Below are 16057 nucleotides of genomic sequence, written 5' to 3' on the forward strand. Positions count from 1 at the left end.
GGCTTAGCCCTCCTTCTTGCCCAGATAGGCTTCGATGACCTGCGGGTTGTTGCGGATCTCATCCGGCGTGCCCTTGGCGATGATGCGGCCGAAGTTCAGCACGGCAATGCCCTCGCAGATGCCCATGACCAGGCTCATATCATGCTCGATCAGCAGCACGGCGATGTTGAACTCGTCGCGGATGCGGCGGATGGTCTCGGTCAGCTCTGCAGTCTCGGAGGGATTCATACCGGCAGCAGGCTCGTCCAGCAGCAGCAGCTTCGGGCTGGTGGCCAGTGCACGCATGATCTCCAGACGGCGCTGTGCGCCGTAGGGCAGGCTGCCTGCCTGCACATTGGCGAGGTCTGCCATGTGGAAGATATCCAGCAGCTCCAGAGCACGCTCGGTGCACTTCTTCTCTTCCTTCCAGTAGTTGGGCAGGCGGATCAGCGAAGATGCCAGATTGTACTTCATGGACTCGTGCAGGCCCACCTTGATGTTATCGATGACGCTCAGTTCCTTGAACAGGCGGATGTTCTGGAAGGTACGGGCCACGCCCATGCGGTTGACCTGATAGGTCTTTTTGCCGGCGGTGGGCATACCATCGATCAGGATGGAGCCGCGGGTGGGCTGGTAGACGTTGGTCAGCAGGTTGAACACGGTGGTCTTACCGGCACCGTTGGGGCCGATCAGACCGGTGATCTCGTTGCGGCCGATCATCAGGTTGAAGCCATCCACGGCAGTCAGACCGCCGAAGTCGATGCCCAGCTCACGCACGTCCAGAATGGGCTTTTTGTCCTTGTCGCGGTCGGTCAAAAAGCCGCCGGAGGGCACACTGTGCAGCTTAGTCTGGTATTCACTCATGGTCCTTGCCCTCCTTTGCTTTCTTCTGGAACAGTTCGCCGTTCATGATCTTTTCCACAATGCGGCTCATGGAGAAGTCGTAGCTGCCAAGCAGGCCGCCCGGACGGAAGATCATCATGAGGACCAGCACCAGCGAGTAGACTACCATGCGGTAGCTGTCAAAGCTGCGGGTCGCCTCGGGCAGGATGGTAAGCACGGTCGCGGACAGGATGGAGCCCAGCATGGAACCCATGCCGCCCAGAACCACCATGACCAGAATTTCGATGGACTTCATGAAGCCGAAGGTGGAAGGGTCCAGAACGCCCAGATAGCAGGCGTACAGGCCGCCGGCCAGACCGGCAAAGGCGGCAGAGAATGCAAAGGCCATGACCTTATAATAAGTAGTCTGGATGCCGCAGCTTTCGGCAGCAATCTCGTTATCGCGGATGGCCAGCACGGCACGGCCGTGGCGGCTCTTCATCATGGCGTGGATGGCAAAGCAGGTAATGACCACGCAGATGAACACATTGGCGAAGTTGGAATACTTGGGGATGTTCTTCAGGCCCTTGGCACCGTAGAACAGCTTGAAGCCCAGCACATCATCGATGTTGTTCAGGGTGATGCGGATGATCTCGCCAAAGCCCAGCGTCAGGATGGCCAGATAATCACCGGTCAGGCGCAGAGCAGGAATGCCGATCAGCACGCCGAACAGGCCCGCCACGATGCAGGCCAGCACCAGACCCACGACAAAAGCGACACCGGAGGGCAGATTGCTGTATTTCGTGAACAGGGCGCAGGTGTAAGCACCCACAGCCATGAAACCGGCGTGGCCCAGCGGCAGCTGGCCCAGATAACCGGTGGCAACGTTCAGCGAGACAGCCAGAATGATGTTGATGCCCACGGTGAGAAGCACCTTGTTCTGGTAGGTGGACAGCACGTTCTGGGTGAGGAAGGACAGGCCCACGAACAGCAGAGCCACCAGCACGGCGTTCATCAGGTAGCGCACGGGCATTTTGAGCGTTTTGCGTTTGGTATTCATCTTCATGCCCTCCTTACACCTTTTCCTGAACTTTGCGGCCAAGGAAGCCGGTGGGCTTGACCAGCAGCACGATGATCAGGATCGCAAACGTGACGGCATCCTTCCATGCGGAAAGGCCGATGGCGGAAACAAAGCACTCGCACAGGCCGATGGCGATGCCGCCGATCATGGCACCGGGAATGGAGCCGATGCCGCCCAGAACGGCTGCAACGAAGGCCTTCAGGCCCAGCATGGAGCCCATGGTGGGGGTCGCCTGCGGGTAGCTGCAGCAGTACAGCACCGAGCCGATACCGGCCAGAGCGGAACCCACCGCAAAGGTAAAGGAAATGGTGCTGTTGACGTTAATGCCCATCAGACGGGCAGCGTCCATATCCTCAGACACGGCACGCATGGCCTTGCCGAGCTTAGTCTTCTGCACAAGGAAGGTGAGCACCAGCATGGACAGCACCGTGACCAGCAGGGTGATGACAGAGGTGAGGCCCAGCGGCACAGAGCCGATGTGGAAGGTCTGGTTGGTGTAGTAGGCCGGAATGACCTTTGCACCGGAACCAAGGATCAGCTCTGCAGTGTACTCCAGGAAGAAGGACACGCCGATTGCCGTAATCAGCAGGGAGATACGGGGTGCGTTGCGCAGCGGGGTGTAGGCGATCTTCTCGATCACAACGCCCAGCAGCGTGCAGGTGATGATGGTGGCGCACACAGCAGTGACCGGGCCAAGGCCCAGCTGATTCATCACGAACCAGGACATGTACGCACCAACCATAATGACATCGCCATGGGCAAAGTTCAGCAGCAGGATGATGCCGTACACCATGCTGTAACCCAGTGCGATCAGTGCATAGATGCTGCCAAGGGACAAGCCGTTGATCAGCTGGCTAAAAAACACTGTCATGGACTGATACTTCCTTTCTTTGCGGCGGAGGACCCGCCTTTTGGGATACACTTTTTTACCAAAAAAGCGGAGACAGCCGAGCAAAACCTGTTCCGGCGGTCTCCGCAATGGGTCATTTATTTCTGAGTACTGCCTTCATGCCGCACACCGGTGCGCAGGATCAAAGCAGATCAGAACATTTCCTTCAGAACGGGGGTTGCACCGTCGAAGCACAGGATAGCGGTCTGCTTGACGGGGTTGTGGTGCTCATCGAAGGTGAAGGTGCCGGTGATGCCATTGATGGTGCCGCCTGCGATGGCATCGATGACGGCCTGCTTGTAGTCGTCATCGCCAGCAGCCAGACCGGCATCCTCAGCAGCCTGAATGCCGTAGACAACGGTCATGGCAGCATCGTAGCCCAGAGGAGCGAAGCCGTTGGGGTACTCCTCGCCGTACTCAGCCTTGTATGCGTTCTCAAAGTCGGGGTTGGAGCCCTTTGCGTAGTTTGCGCAGAAGTAGGCGTCCTTCAGCTGGGCGTCCGTTGCGTAGCCTTCCAGACCATCCCAGCCGTCGCCGCCCAGGAAGGGAACTGCCAGACCGATGCTCTCAGCCTGAGCCAGGATCTGACCGACTTCCTGATAGTAGTTGGGGCAGAACACCACTTCGGGAGCCTTGCCCAGAATGGTGGTCAGCTGGGTCTTGTAGTCCACATCGCCCTCAGAGTAGGTCTCCTGATCGACGATGGTGCCGCCCAGGCTCTCGAACTCGTTGACGAAGTTCTCTGCCAGACCCTCGTTGTAGTCAGCGCCCTTCTGGAAGATGACGGCTGCCTTGGTGTAGCCCAACCGCTGGTAAGCGTAGTCAGCCATCTTGATGCCCTGGAACGGGTCGGTGAAGGTTGCGCGGAACACATTCTCGTTCACGGTGTCGGTCTCGGCATCGTAGGTGACAGCCTCAGCGGTAGCGGAAGCGGTGACCATGGGCATGTTGTAGTCTGCGCTCTCGGCAGCAACTGCCAGAGTCGGGGTGGTGGTAACGTCGCCCACCAGAGCGGTGATGCCCTGATCGCACATCTTGGTGAAGCAGGTAACAGCCTGAGTTGCATCGCCCTGCTCATCCATGGCGATGATCTCCAGCTGCTTGCCGTTGATGCCGCCCTTTTCGTTGACCTGCTTCAGGTACAGGGTAGCGCCGTTGACAACGGCCTGACCGTAAACGGAAACATCACCGGTCAGAGGTCCAAGAACGCCCACCTTGATGGTGTCGCCGGAAGCAGCGGCACCAGAAGCTGCGGTAGAGGCGGAAGCAGCAGTGCTGTTGGAAGAACCGCCGCATGCAGTCAGAACGCCGGCTGCAGCAACAACACCTGCAGCGGCCAGGAAATTACGACGAGAAATCATCTTTTTCATAGTGAATATCCTCCTTAGGAGCATTCGTGTTTCAGTATAAAAACGGAAGCAAGGCCCTCTTTCCCTCAAAGCGACCTTGCTTCGTTATCAATATTATAGACCTGTGAGCCAAAATCCGCAATTCACAAACCGTCCATACTTTCATGGGCATTTTGTGGACTTTGTTGCCAAAATAGCCAAAAGCAATGGGTCTGTTTTGTGCACTATTTCAATTGCTTCATTTTGTTTGTGTGTCAGGTGAACACAATTCACAAGTTGCAAAAGGGTTACAGGGTCTCCATTTCGGCATCTGCGGCGAACTCGGCCTCTGCACGTGCCTCGGCAGCTTTGCCCTCTGCTTCCGCTTCGGCCGGAGACTCTGCAAGGACCTTGCGGATGGCGGTGAAGTAGAACACCAGCGACAGGCCGGTGCCGATGCACCAGCCCACGGGCCATGCCATCCAGATGCCCGTGCTGCCCAGAGCAGTGCTGCTCAGCACAATGGCGATGCCCACGCGCAGGATCAGGTCGGAGAAGGTGGCGATCATAAAGCGCACCATCATGCCGCAGCCGCGCAGGATGCCGTCAGTGACCAGCTTGAGCGACACCACAAAATAGAAGGGAGACAGGATACGCAGGAACAGCATACCGGTGTCGATGGCCGGACCCTGCGGGTCATTCATGAACAGCAGCAGCAGGAAGCGGCCGAAGAAGAAGTACAGGAGCACGATGGGCACGCAGATGATCCACACCAGATTGCGGCCTGCGCCAAAGCCCTTGTGCACACGGTCCATCTTGCCCGCGCCCATGTTCTGGGAGGTGTAGTTGGAGATGCCGTTGCCCAGCGTGGTGAAGGAAGTGATGACCATGTTGTTCAGCTTGACGGCTGCAGAGTAGCCTGCAATGACGCTGGCACCAAAGGTGTTGATGACGCTCTGCAGGATGATGTTGCCCACAGAGACGAAGCTCTGCTGCAGGATGCTGGGAATGGCCACCACGGCCACCTTGCCCAGCATGTTCCAGGAGAACAGCACCACCTTGTGAGTGGACTTGAAGGCACCGATGCGGCGGAACACCACCACCATGGCCAGCACGCAGCTCACACCCTGACACAGGAAGGTGGCCCATGCCACACCGGCTACGCCCATCTTGAGACCGGCCACGAACAGGATGTCCACGCCGATGTTGGATAGGGACGAGACTGCCAGAAAATAGAAGGGCGTTTTGCTGTCGCCCAGAGCGGAGAAGATGCCGGTGGCGATGTTGTAGAAGAACATGAAGGGCAGGCCCAGCACGTAGATATCCAGATACAGCGAAGAATCCGCAAGAATCTCCTCCGGGGTGTTGATGAGCTCCAGCAGGCTGTGGCAGCCCACAAGGCCGATCAGCATCAGCACGGCGCACAGCACGGCAGAGCCGATCAGGGAAGTGTAGACCGAAGTCTTCATCTCATCGTAGTCCCTTGCGCCAAAGTAGCGGGACACGATGACCGAGCAGCCAATGTTGCAGCCAAAGGCAAATGCAATGAAGATCAGGGTGATCTCGTAGCTGTTGCCCACAGCAGCCAGTGCATTCTCGCCGATGAACTTGCCTGCAACAAGGCTGTCGGCAATGTTGTACAGCTGCTGGAAGATGATGCTGCCGAACATGGGCAGGCAGAACTGCCATAAAACCTGTGACGGCTTGCCGACCGTCAGATCCTTATTCATATAGAAAATCCTCCTCTATCTACCATAAAAAACATATTAGAACCAAAAACAGTATAGAGTCGCCCTGACAAAAAGTAAAGAAAAATTTTAGCATATCTGCCATATGAAATTAACATGATAGGCATGATGCATCCCCGCTGCTGCCAGTGGGCAGACTGTAAAGACCAGCTGTTTCCTGCTTTGCCGGAATGTTCTGCCCCATCAGCTGCCGTTTTTTGCCCCTTAAAAAGTTTACATCCACAAACATGCGCATCGGCTCTTGCACCAGGCCGGAAAGCGTGGTAGGATACTATTGGTTAGTTAGACATAACTATCATAATTGGCCGTCACCCGTCTGCCCGCCCCGGGCAGCACAGGGATGGAAATGATATTCAGGAGGTTTTCAAGATGAACGATCTGAAAATTGAATCTGTTGTTGGCCGCGAAATCCTGGACTCCCGCGGCAACCCCACCGTGGAAGCGGAGATCACTCTGGCCGACGGCACTGTGGCACGCGGCTGCGCACCTTCCGGCGCATCCACTGGTGAGTTTGAAGCTCTGGAGCTGCGGGACGGCGACAAGGGCCGCTATCTGGGCAAGGGCGTGACCAAGGCTGTTGAGAACATCAACACCGTCATTGCTGATGCTGTTGTGGGCATGGATGCCTCCGACATCTACGCCATCGACGCTGCCATGATCAAGGCCGACGGCACCAAAGATAAATCCAATCTGGGCGCAAACGCCATTCTGGCCGTGTCCATTGCTGCCTGCCGTGCAGCCGCTGCTTCTCTGGATATGCCGCTGTACCGCTTTCTGGGCGGTGTGAACGGCAACCGCCTGCCCGTGCCCATGATGAACATTCTGAACGGCGGCGCACACGCCACCAACACCGTGGATACGCAGGAGTTCATGATCATGCCGGTCGGCGCACCTTCCTTCAAAGAGGCGCTGCGCTGGTGCGCTGAGGTGTTCCATGCGCTGGCTTCCATCCTGAAGGCCAAGGGGCTGGCTACCTCCGTGGGCGATGAGGGCGGCTTTGCCCCCAACCTGTCCAGCGACGAGGAGACCATTGAGACCATTCTGGCCGCTATCGAAAAGGCCGGTTACGTGCCCGGCAAGGACTTCATGCTGGCTATGGATGCCGCGTCCTCCGAGTGGAAGAGCCCCAAGGGCAAGGGCTTCTACAAGCTGCCCAAGGCCGGCACCGAGTTCACCTCCAGCGAGCTGATCGCACACTGGAAGAGTCTGGTGGAAAAGTACCCCATCATCTCCATCGAGGACGGCCTGGATGAAGAGGACTGGGAAGGCTGGCAGGAGATGACCCGTGAGTTGGGCGGCAAGGTCCAGCTGGTGGGCGACGACCTCTTTGTGACCAACACCGAGCGTCTGGCCAAGGGCATCGGGCTGGGTGCAGGCAACGCGATCCTGATCAAGCTGAACCAGATCGGCTCTGTTTCCGAGACGCTGGAGGCCATCAAGATGGCCCACAAGGCCGGTTACACCGCCATCAGCTCTCACCGCTCCGGCGAGACCGAGGACACCACCATTGCCGATCTGGCCGTGGCTCTGAACACCTGCCAGATCAAGACCGGTGCTCCCGGCCGTACCGAGCGTGTTGCAAAGTACAACCAGCTGCTGCGCATTGAGGAGCAGCTGGGCGGCAGCGCCGTTTACCCCGGCATGGCAGCTTTCAACGTAAAGCGCTGAAGCTGTTGAAAACCAATTGATCTTCCGGCACCCGTACTGCTTTTGCAGCGGCACGGGTGCCGTTTTGTTTTCTCCCAATTTTTTCCTGCAATCCGCTGCTCTGCCCAGCCGTATTCAGTGCATGCCGGGCATTTTGGCCCGAAATTGCAAAAAAAGGAGCAAAACATTCATGTTATCTACTCTGATCTCTCTGTACAAGCTGCTGGGCACCGGCGAGTTTGTAAAAGTGCTGCTGATCCTGCTGAAGGGGCTTTTCGGCTGATGCAAAGCCGCCCTTCTCACTGCGGAAACGGGACTGCCTTACCGGCGGTCTCTTTTTTTGCCTTCTCACTTTACTTTCTTAAAAAAATATGCCATAATGAAACCAGTATTTTTCGGTTTAAAAGCCGTGCCCTGTACTGGGAAATCAGGGCCAGAATCCAACAGAAGAGGGGTTTTTTGTTATGAGCAAAACCATCATCCCGGCAAACTATACGCCCGCGCTGAACCTGTACGACACGCAGCGCGCCATTGGTACGGTCAAGCGTCTGTTTGCCGACACCCTGTGCGCCACACTGAACCTGTACCGCGTGTCTGCTCCGCTGTTTCTGGAAGCATCCACCGGTCTGAACGACGACCTGAACGGTGTCGAGCGCAAGGTCACCTTTGATATCAAGGAAAGCGGCATTGAGGCACAGGTGGTGCAGTCACTGGCAAAGTGGAAGCGCAAGGCCCTGAAGGACTACGATTTCCGTGTGGGCAAGGGCCTGTACTGCGATATGAACGCTATCCGCCGTGACGAAGATCTGGACAACCTGCACTCCATCTATGTGGACCAGTGGGACTGGGAAAAGGTGATCCGTCTGGAAGACCGCAACGAGGCTTACCTCAAGAGCGTGGTGCGCTCCATCGTGTCCGCTGTCTGCGCCACCGAGATGAACCTGCACGCCATGTTCCCCCAGCTGCAGGAGCTGCCGCTACACAGCCCCAACGTCACCTTCATCACCACGCAGGAGCTGGAGGACCAGTACCCGGACCTGACCCCAAAGGAGCGTGAGAACGCCTTTGTGAAGGAGCACGGCACCACCTTCCTGATGAAGATCGGCGCTCCGCTGAAGAGCGGTAAGCCCCATGACGGCCGTGCCCCCGACTATGACGACTGGGATCTGAACGGCGATCTGCTGTTCTGGAACGACCCGCTGCAGTGCAGCTATGAGCTGAGCAGCATGGGCATCCGCGTCAGCCCTGAAAGCATGGACAAGCAGCTGACCATGGCTGGCTGCGACGACCGCCGCGCCCTGCCCTTCCACAAGGCCGTACTGAACGGTGAGCTGCCTTACTCCATCGGCGGCGGCATCGGCCAGAGCCGCCTGTGCATGCTGCTACTGGGCAGCGCCCACATTGGCGAAGTGCAGGCCAGCGTCTGGGACGCAGCCACCCGCGAAGCCTGCGCCAAGGCAGGCATCCCGCTGCTGTAAGCAGGTTTTCCACACAAAGATTCAAAAGGCAGGATGCCACCCTCATGGTGGTACCCTGCCTTTGTTCGTTTTCTGCCTGTATCCGGGGAGAAATTGTTCGAGTCCTGTACCACCACAAAACAAAAAATCCCCAGACGAATGTCTGAGGATTTTTGTGGTGGAGAATTAGGAACTCGAACGCCAGCCCCCCTGCGTGGGCAGCAGCGTGCCGCTTGCGCCGGTGAGATCAGTATTCAGTTCCATACAGCGTCTCAGCTCCGGTATTCCGCAGGCAGCTGATCCATGGTCTGCCACTTGTCCATGGCTTCTTCCAGCTTCATGCCCTTAGCCACTGCATCGCGGCGGCAGGCGTTGACAGCCTGGATCTCCTTCATCTTGGCACCGGTCAGGGTGTAGCCCTTCATGGCGATGAGGGTAGCCGCCCATGCCACCATGGGGATGATGCAGAACAGCACGATGACCACCCAGTTCATGCCCGGGGTGTAGGGGTCATACTGGGTGGGCAGGCTCTGCAGGCCCACAAAGCTGACCGCAATGCCCACAACGGTAGCGGACAGGCTGGACACCAGCTTGTCCACCAGACTGAACAGGGTGCCCATGATGCCGGGGATATACTTGCCGCTGCGGTAGGTCTCGTAGTCGGAGCAGTCGGCCACCATGGGGATGGGCATATCGGCGGTGGCGTAGTAAGCACCGTAGCCGATGCCGAAGAAAGCGATGAACAGGATGGTGTACAGGTTGATGGAAAGGCCGTTCTCACCCAGAATGGACAGTGTGAAGGCATCGCCGCGGCCCCAGAGCAGCAGCAGCACCAGCACGCCCACATAGCACACCAGCGCCACGCTGACGTACTTCATCAGGCTGGCCTTCTGGCCCTCCTTCTGGCTGGTGCGGACGGTGAGCAGGAAGAAGGGCACGCTGAACACATAGCCCAGCACCATCATGGGCAGGTACAGGCCGTCGTAGTTGCCCATCATGCAGCCGTACAGCATGCACAGCACGGTGGTGTTGGTGGCGATGGAAAGCGCCAGCTTGCAGCCCGCACCGGCCACCATCAGCCGCTGCATGGGATCGTTGTTCTTGATGATCTGGATGTACTCGCTCACTTTGATCTTCTCGGTCTTTTCGCCGCCGATGCCAAAGTACTTGGGCTGATCCTTCTCCCAGATGCCGATGACAGCCAGCAGGGTGAGCAGGATGGAGATGACGATGCCCACCGGAGCCAGCGTGCGGAAGAACCCGGCGGAAGCGTAGCCGCCCTCATAGTTCTTGGCAAGGATGGGGGCAAAGAACTGCATGGCACCCATGCCCAGCAGGCTGCCCACCGTGTTGAAGATGGTAAACAGGGGGCGCTGCTTGGGGTCATTGGTCAGCACGGTCTGGCCGGAGCGGGTGCAGCTGGTCTGGAAGGTGTAGCCGATGACCCACACGGCATACAGGGCAACGAACGCAGCGTAGCGCAGCCCCATGGCACTGGCGGGGATGAGCGGGGTGAGGCAGTACAGCACCAGAATGCTTGCTGCCATGATGAGGTTGCCGATGACCATGAAGGGCCGGAACTTGCCGAACCTGCCGTTGGTGCGGTCCATGAGGGCACCAATGATGGGGTCGGTGACGGCATCGAACAGGCGCATGCCGGTGACCATCACCGAAGCAAACAGCATGCTCAGGGCCAGCACCTTGCTGCCGAAGGTCGCGATGTAGGAAAGCACCAGCACATAGTACACGTTGGTCGCGCCGTTGTTCAGCGGAAACAGCACCAGCTGGTAGGTTTTGGCGCGGTTCACACTCGACGCCGTTGTTTTTTGTTCGCCCATTGCGGTCTCTCCTTTTGTCTTTGATAAAAAGCGGCAGCCCGCCCCGCCTTCGGGGCAGGCTGCCGTAACATTGGGTCAGGGATCGTGCAGACCGGAATTACTTCTGGTCAACAGCAGGAGCGGTGTCTGCCAGCTCCTTCTTGCGCTTGAGGGCCTTGCTCAGCTGCCATGCGCACAGCACGGTCAGCACAGCCAGCACGGCGATCAGTGCATAGATCGCAGTCTGCCACCAGGGCAGCACGGTCTTGAGCGTATCGCTTGCAGACCAGCCGTTCATGGCGTTGGAGTTGACCACGGTGTACAGGATGTGATGCATTGCATTGCGCATCTGGGTCACGATGTAGGCATCGTTCTCGTAGTTAGCAGCCTTGGTGGTGTGGATCTTGGGCATCGGGCTGTCCCAGATGTCGGAACCGGCGATCAGGCCGTCCACCAGATCCATGTACTGGCTGGAGCCGGAGAAGTCGGTGATGCACATGCCGCGCATGCCCAGCTCCTCACGCAGGAAGCCGTTCAGCAGGTTGGAGTTGGCACCGCACCAGGTTGCGCCCCAGCGGTTGAAGCCGGTCATCACGCACCATGCGCCGCCATCCGTGATGGCCTTATCGGCCACTTCCAGATAGATCTCGCGGGCGGTCTGCTCGTTCAGCCAGGTGTTGACACCACGGCGGCTGGTCTCGGAGTCGTTCAGGGCAACGTGCTTCAGGTAGACATACACGCCCTTGGACTGGATGCCCTGCACCTCGGCAGCGCAGATGGTGCCGGCCACAAAGGGATCCTCGGCGTAGTACTCGAAGTTACGGCCGGAGTAGGCGGTACGGTGCATGTTGATGCCGGGGCCGTACAGACCGGAGTAACCCATGGCAAGGCAGTCCTCACCGATGCACTTGCCCACTTCGTTGATCAGGTCCACATTGAAGGTGGCAGCCATGACATCCTCGGAGGTGTAGCACATGGCGGATGCACCGCCGGTCAGGGCAGCGGTCAGGCCCTGCGGGCCGTTCTCGTCCTTGGTAGCGGTCTTGCCGATGGAGGCAGCCGCTGCAGTGTTGTGGAAGCCCAGAGTGATGGTGTTGACCATCTCATCGAAGGTCAGCTGATCCAGCAGGGTCTCCCATTGGGGATCGTCGAAGTCCTTGCCGATCATGGAAGCGAGGGTCAGGCCGTTCTTGGCACCCAGAGTGGGCATCTCGACGCTGTCGGCCTCGGTGCCGTCGTACTGGGTAAAGGCCAGATCTGCAGCCAGCGTTTCGTTGGCGGTCAGGGCTGCAGGCTGGGTGGGAACCGTGCCGGTCCAGTCGGAGCGGCTCATCCAGGTCACGCTGCCGGGAGCATCGCTGCTCTTGTTGGGGTCGGACTCATCGAACAGGTTGGTGATGGCAGTGCCGTTGGCGCTGGCTGCATAGGTGGTGGCATCCAGTGCCTCGTTGGTCCACTTCCAGACCAGAGAAGTATCGCCGTCCTCGGTCATGCGGCCATTGGTGCCGGCCACGGTGTAGCCCTTGGCAGCAAGGATGTTATTGACGGCGTTGTGAGAATCGGTAGCAGCGGTGAAGTAGTAGTCACCGGCATCCAGAATGTAGGTCTTGGCGTTGTTTGCGTCGTAGGTGCGCAGCTCGCTCTTCTTCACGGTGATGGTCACATCCTCGGAAGCGCCGGGAGCCAGCACATCGGTCTTGGCAAAGCCGCACAGCTCTGCAGCGGCCTTCTCGATGCCGTTTGCCTTGTCGTAGTCGGTGTAGGGAGACTGGAAGTAGACCTGCACGGTCTCCTTGCCGGAATAGGTCTTGCCGGTGTTGGTGACCTTCAGGGTGACGGTGAAGGCGTCGTCAGACTCGGTCACATTGAAGTTGCTGTAAGCGAAGGTGGTGTAGCTGTCGCCGTAGCCGAAGGGATAGGCAACGGTGGTGGCCCAGTCATAGTCACCTGCCTTGGCAGTGCCCATGACCACATCCTCGTAACGGGTCTCGAAGTAGCGGTAGCCCAGATAGATGCCTTCCTGATAGACGCTGTACATGCCCTGCACATCCGCACCCTCGGTCAGCAGATTGTACTCTGCTGCGTTGGGGTAAGCCTGGGTGTAGAAGTTGTACATGGCGGGGTTTGCCAGATTGTCGTACAGGTAGGTGTCCACCAGAGAGCCGGAGGGGGTCACAGTGCCGGCGAGCAGCTGGCCCACACCGTTGATGCCGGTCTGGCCCACATCACCGATCCACATGGCGGCATCAATGCCGTAGTCCTCGCCGCAGATGGCAGGGTTGAGGAAGTCCATTTCCAGTGCGTTGGAGCTGTTGATCAGGACGACGATGGACTTGAAGGTGCCGTTGTCCTTCAGTGCCTTCAGGTTCTTCAGCAGCTCGATCTCTTCAGCAGACAGCTCCAGATAGTTGCCGCTGCCCTCGGAACCGGAGATCCAGCTGTCGTTGGTGCCGTTGGTGCCGCTGGGCAGGTCTGCACCCTCACCGCCGGAGCGGGAGAACACCACGATGGCAGCATCGCCGTACTCGGCAAAGCTGCTCTCGGCGCTGGACAGTGCGCTCCACGGAGCTTCATTGACAGCGTACTGGGTGTTTGCTTCCAGCGTATCCGAGATGGAAGCCGGGGTAACGCGGCTGTAATTCGTCATCATGCTGTCGGACTTGTACAGATCCCACAGCGTCTGGTTGACCTGAATGCCCTGAGCTTCCAGTGCTTCCTTCAGGTTGGGGGCCTTGCTGGTATCCACGGAACCGGAGCCGGTGCCGCCGTACATCAGGTCCACAGAGCCATGGCCGAACAGGCTGACCTTGGCGCTGCCTGCCAGCGGCAGGGCAGCGTTGTCATTCTTCAGCAGGGCAGCGCCCTCGGCCTCAACGGTGGCGCACAGCTCTGCTTCGTAAGCCTCGCGCTCTTCGTCGGAAGTAAAGCCCGCTTTGAAGTATTCGGTATCTTCCGTAGTGTCGCCCTTGATGATCTTATAGGTCGATGCATTCAGAGCAACGTTCAGGGTGGTGGCGTACTGATTTGCGATCATGTTGCCCACGATGGCGGCGATGGTCAGGATCGCCGTCAGTGCAGTGAGTACCGACCACAAACGTACTTTGGGTTTCTTGGTATTCATTGGTTCTCCTCCTTTTCATGTATAACAACCGCCAGACAGCGGAATGTCCTTGTTTATACCCAGTTCGCACTCTTGGACTTGGTTTTCACCAGCTTGTAGCTGGGGTTCGGCTCTGCCACACTGCGGAAGGATGCGGTGTCGATGCAGTCGCCTGCAACCGCCTTCAGCTCCACCTTGCCATGCAGCGGCACGCGGAACCTGAAGATGTGCTCGCCGGTCTGCTCTGCCAGCTTTTTGCCGTCCGCATACAGGGCGACGGAGTTCTGGTTGGAGTAGACCTTGACCTCGATCTCCTTCTCGGTGCGGTCGGTGAACCGCTTGGAGCAGATGTGGACGAAGTTTTCCTCACTCCACCATGCTTTATAGAGGTAGAAGCTGTCCTTTTTGGTCTTTCGGTCAAAGGTGACAAGACCCTTGTGGTTCATGCCCGGCTCGCCGCCCTGATCCCGGGCATCGGCTGCAAAATCGAACATGTTCCACACATGGGTCGCCCACAGCCACGGGTGGCGATCAAAGCACTTCAGCATATACTCGTGGTACTTGGCCTGATATTCCTCGGTGTGGTCGCCCCGGCGGGGGTGGGCACTGTGGAGGTTGGGCATGCCCTCGGCACCGTACTCGGAAAAGCCCAGCGGACGGTTGGGGTATACCAGATGGAAAAAGTCTATCCACAGGTCATTCAGGAACAGCCCCGGCACATACCAGCCCAGATACAGGTTCCAGCTGACCAGATCGGTGATGTGTGCCACCGGGTTGAAGGGGCCGCACATGGCGTAGCAGGCCAGCGTGGTCAGGCGGGTGGAATCCATCTTGTGGCACAGTTCGTTGAGCACCCGATGGTTGTCCAGCATATCCGCCTTGTCCTTGGTGGAAATAGTGATCTCGTTGGACACACCCCAGCAGACGATGGAGGGGTGGTTGTAGTTCTGGTGGATGAGCTCCTTCATCTGGCTGATGGTATTTTCCCGGCCATTGGGCAGATGCTCGGAAATGTAGGGAATCTCTGCCCAGACCACCATGCCGTACTGGTCGCACAGGTCGTAGAAATACTGGTCGTGCTGGTAGTGCGCCAGCCGGACGGTGTTTGCACCCAGCTCCCGGATCAGCGCCATGTCCTCATCATGCATCTCCCGGGTGATGGCGTTGCCCAGACCCTTGCGGTCCTGATGGCGGGACACACCGTGAAGGGGATAGGGCCTGCCGTTGAGGAAAAAGCCCTTCTTTGGGTCTACAGAGAAGCTGCGCAGGCCCACCTTGGTGGTCACTTCATCCACCGGCTTGCCGTCCTGCAGCAAACGAACCACACAGGTGTACAGGTAGGGGTCCTTCACGCCGTTCCACAGGTGGGGAGCATCCAGATGGAGGAAAGTATTTTCGCCTTCGCCCTTTGCAGCGGTGCGGCCCTCAGCATCCAGCAGCTCCACCGTCACGGTGCCGCTGCCTTCCACCAGCGTTTCCACCCGGATGTCGGCGCTGTTCTCCTGCAGGGCCGGGGTGATCTTCACGCCGGTATCGCCAAAATGTCCCAGCGCAATGTGGTTTTTGTTCACCACCAGCAGGCTCACATCCCGGTAGATGCCGCCGTAGAAGGTGAAGTCTGCTTTCTGGGGGTAAACGCGGTCGTTGACGCTGTTGTCCACCCGCACCGTGAGCTGGTTCTCTGCCTGCAGCAGCTCCGTGACCTCTGCCCGGAAGGTGGAGTAGCCGCCGTCATGGGTGCAGAGCTGCTGACCGTTCAGCAGCACGGCGGCGCTGGCGTTGACGCCCTCAAATTGCAGCCATACCTGCTGCTGTGCCGGGTCGTACACCGGTGCTGCAAAGCGGGTGCAGTAGGTGCAGCAGCCCCGCCAGTAATCGTTGCCGCCGTCCTGACCGTCCCTGGCGTTCCATGTATGGGGCAGCTCTACGGCGGTGGTAACGCCGTTCGGGCCGGTAAACTGCCAGTCCTTCATGAGCTTTGCAATACTACGCATCCGATTCCTCCTGTTTTTGCTGTGGTACAGTGATTTTTTTCGTTTTTTTGCTCTTTGTCATTATTTTATCAGAGTGGCCGTATTTCGCAAGATGCGTGCGAAAATCGGTCGTTTTGCGTGCGCATTCGGTTTTGGACTGCCAAATGTAAACTGATATATTTGTAAGTTTTTCACAAGCAGATGTATCCAACAAGT

Annotated in this window: 10 protein-coding genes; 2 read left to right on the forward strand and 8 right to left on the reverse strand. The window is 58.2% G+C overall.

Going from position 1 to position 16057, the window contains the following annotated elements; all coding sequences use genetic code 11:
- Positions 1–3 precede the first annotated feature (3 nt).
- The 5 genes from GKG34_RS11320 to GKG34_RS11340 form a co-directional block, all read right to left on the reverse strand.
- Complete coding sequence (locus GKG34_RS11320) at positions 4–843, reverse strand: ABC transporter ATP-binding protein (protein ID WP_005942660.1); 840 nt, start codon at positions 841–843, stop codon at positions 4–6.
- Positions 836–1861: a branched-chain amino acid ABC transporter permease gene (locus tag GKG34_RS11325; protein WP_097774467.1), complete on the reverse strand. Its 1026-nt coding sequence runs from the start codon at positions 1859–1861 to the stop codon at positions 836–838. The genes GKG34_RS11320 and GKG34_RS11325 overlap by 8 nt, the downstream gene beginning before the upstream one ends.
- Positions 1862–1874: 13 nt before the next feature.
- Positions 1875–2753 (reverse strand): branched-chain amino acid ABC transporter permease, encoded by an 879-nt coding sequence (locus GKG34_RS11330; protein WP_120079884.1) that lies wholly within the window; start codon positions 2751–2753, stop codon positions 1875–1877.
- A gap of 170 nt (positions 2754–2923) precedes the next feature.
- Positions 2924–4141, reverse strand: coding sequence for an ABC transporter substrate-binding protein (locus GKG34_RS11335; RefSeq protein ID WP_154256260.1), 1218 nt, complete (start codon positions 4139–4141; stop codon positions 2924–2926).
- 266 nt (positions 4142–4407) lie between these two features.
- On the reverse strand, positions 4408–5829 hold the full coding sequence (locus GKG34_RS11340; RefSeq protein WP_154256262.1) for an MATE family efflux transporter: 1422 nt from the start codon (positions 5827–5829) through the stop codon (positions 4408–4410).
- Positions 5830–6216: 387 nt separating this feature from the next.
- Here GKG34_RS11340 and eno point away from each other — a divergent pair, with 387 nt between their 5' ends.
- Both eno and asnA read left to right on the forward strand, forming a co-directional pair.
- A complete protein-coding gene (eno, locus tag GKG34_RS11345; RefSeq protein WP_154256264.1) occupies positions 6217–7515 on the forward strand; it encodes a phosphopyruvate hydratase in 1299 nt (432 codons plus the stop codon).
- Between the two features lie 443 nt (positions 7516–7958).
- Positions 7959–8972 carry an aspartate--ammonia ligase gene (asnA, locus tag GKG34_RS11350; RefSeq protein WP_005942692.1) on the forward strand — a complete coding sequence of 338 codons (1014 nt, stop codon included), beginning with the start codon at positions 7959–7961 and terminating at the stop codon, positions 8970–8972.
- Positions 8973–9223: 251 nt separating this feature from the next.
- On the opposite strand, the gene GKG34_RS11355 is transcribed toward asnA, so the two are convergent.
- From GKG34_RS11355 to GKG34_RS11365, 3 genes are all read right to left on the reverse strand, one after another.
- Positions 9224–10789: an MFS transporter gene (locus GKG34_RS11355; RefSeq protein ID WP_044953778.1), complete on the reverse strand. Its 1566-nt coding sequence runs from the start codon at positions 10787–10789 to the stop codon at positions 9224–9226.
- Positions 10790–10886: 97 nt separating this feature from the next.
- A complete protein-coding gene (locus GKG34_RS11360; RefSeq protein WP_005942785.1) occupies positions 10887–13889 on the reverse strand; it encodes a glycoside hydrolase family 3 protein in 3003 nt (1000 codons plus the stop codon).
- A gap of 53 nt (positions 13890–13942) precedes the next feature.
- Entirely contained in the window at positions 13943–15862 is a 1920-nt protein-coding gene (locus tag GKG34_RS11365) for a glycoside hydrolase family 2 TIM barrel-domain containing protein (protein ID WP_005942787.1), read from the reverse strand.
- Positions 15863–16057 lie beyond the last annotated feature (195 nt).

This window comes from Faecalibacterium sp. BIOML-A4, from assembly GCF_009679665.1.
Lineage (GTDB): Bacteria > Bacillota > Clostridia > Oscillospirales > Ruminococcaceae > Faecalibacterium > Faecalibacterium taiwanense.

What these genes read in the sequence shown, in the direction of transcription:
- GKG34_RS11320 (WP_005942660.1), bottom strand. Translation starts at nt 843, where the DNA reads ATGAGTGAATACCAGACTAAGCTGCACAGTGTGCCCTCCGGCGGCTTT.
- GKG34_RS11325 (WP_097774467.1), bottom strand. Translation starts at nt 1,861, where the DNA reads ATGAATACCAAACGCAAAACGCTCAAAATGCCCGTGCGCTACCTGATG.
- GKG34_RS11330 (WP_120079884.1), bottom strand. Translation starts at nt 2,753, where the DNA reads ATGACAGTGTTTTTTAGCCAGCTGATCAACGGCTTGTCCCTTGGCAGC.
- GKG34_RS11335 (WP_154256260.1), bottom strand. Translation starts at nt 4,141, where the DNA reads ATGAAAAAGATGATTTCTCGTCGTAATTTCCTGGCCGCTGCAGGTGTT.
- GKG34_RS11340 (WP_154256262.1), bottom strand. Translation starts at nt 5,829, where the DNA reads ATGAATAAGGATCTGACGGTCGGCAAGCCGTCACAGGTTTTATGGCAG.
- eno (WP_154256264.1), top strand. Translation starts at nt 6,217, where the DNA reads ATGAACGATCTGAAAATTGAATCTGTTGTTGGCCGCGAAATCCTGGAC.
- asnA (WP_005942692.1), top strand. Translation starts at nt 7,959, where the DNA reads ATGAGCAAAACCATCATCCCGGCAAACTATACGCCCGCGCTGAACCTG.
- GKG34_RS11355 (WP_044953778.1), bottom strand. Translation starts at nt 10,789, where the DNA reads ATGGGCGAACAAAAAACAACGGCGTCGAGTGTGAACCGCGCCAAAACC.
- GKG34_RS11360 (WP_005942785.1), bottom strand. Translation starts at nt 13,889, where the DNA reads ATGAATACCAAGAAACCCAAAGTACGTTTGTGGTCGGTACTCACTGCA.
- GKG34_RS11365 (WP_005942787.1), bottom strand. Translation starts at nt 15,862, where the DNA reads ATGCGTAGTATTGCAAAGCTCATGAAGGACTGGCAGTTTACCGGCCCG.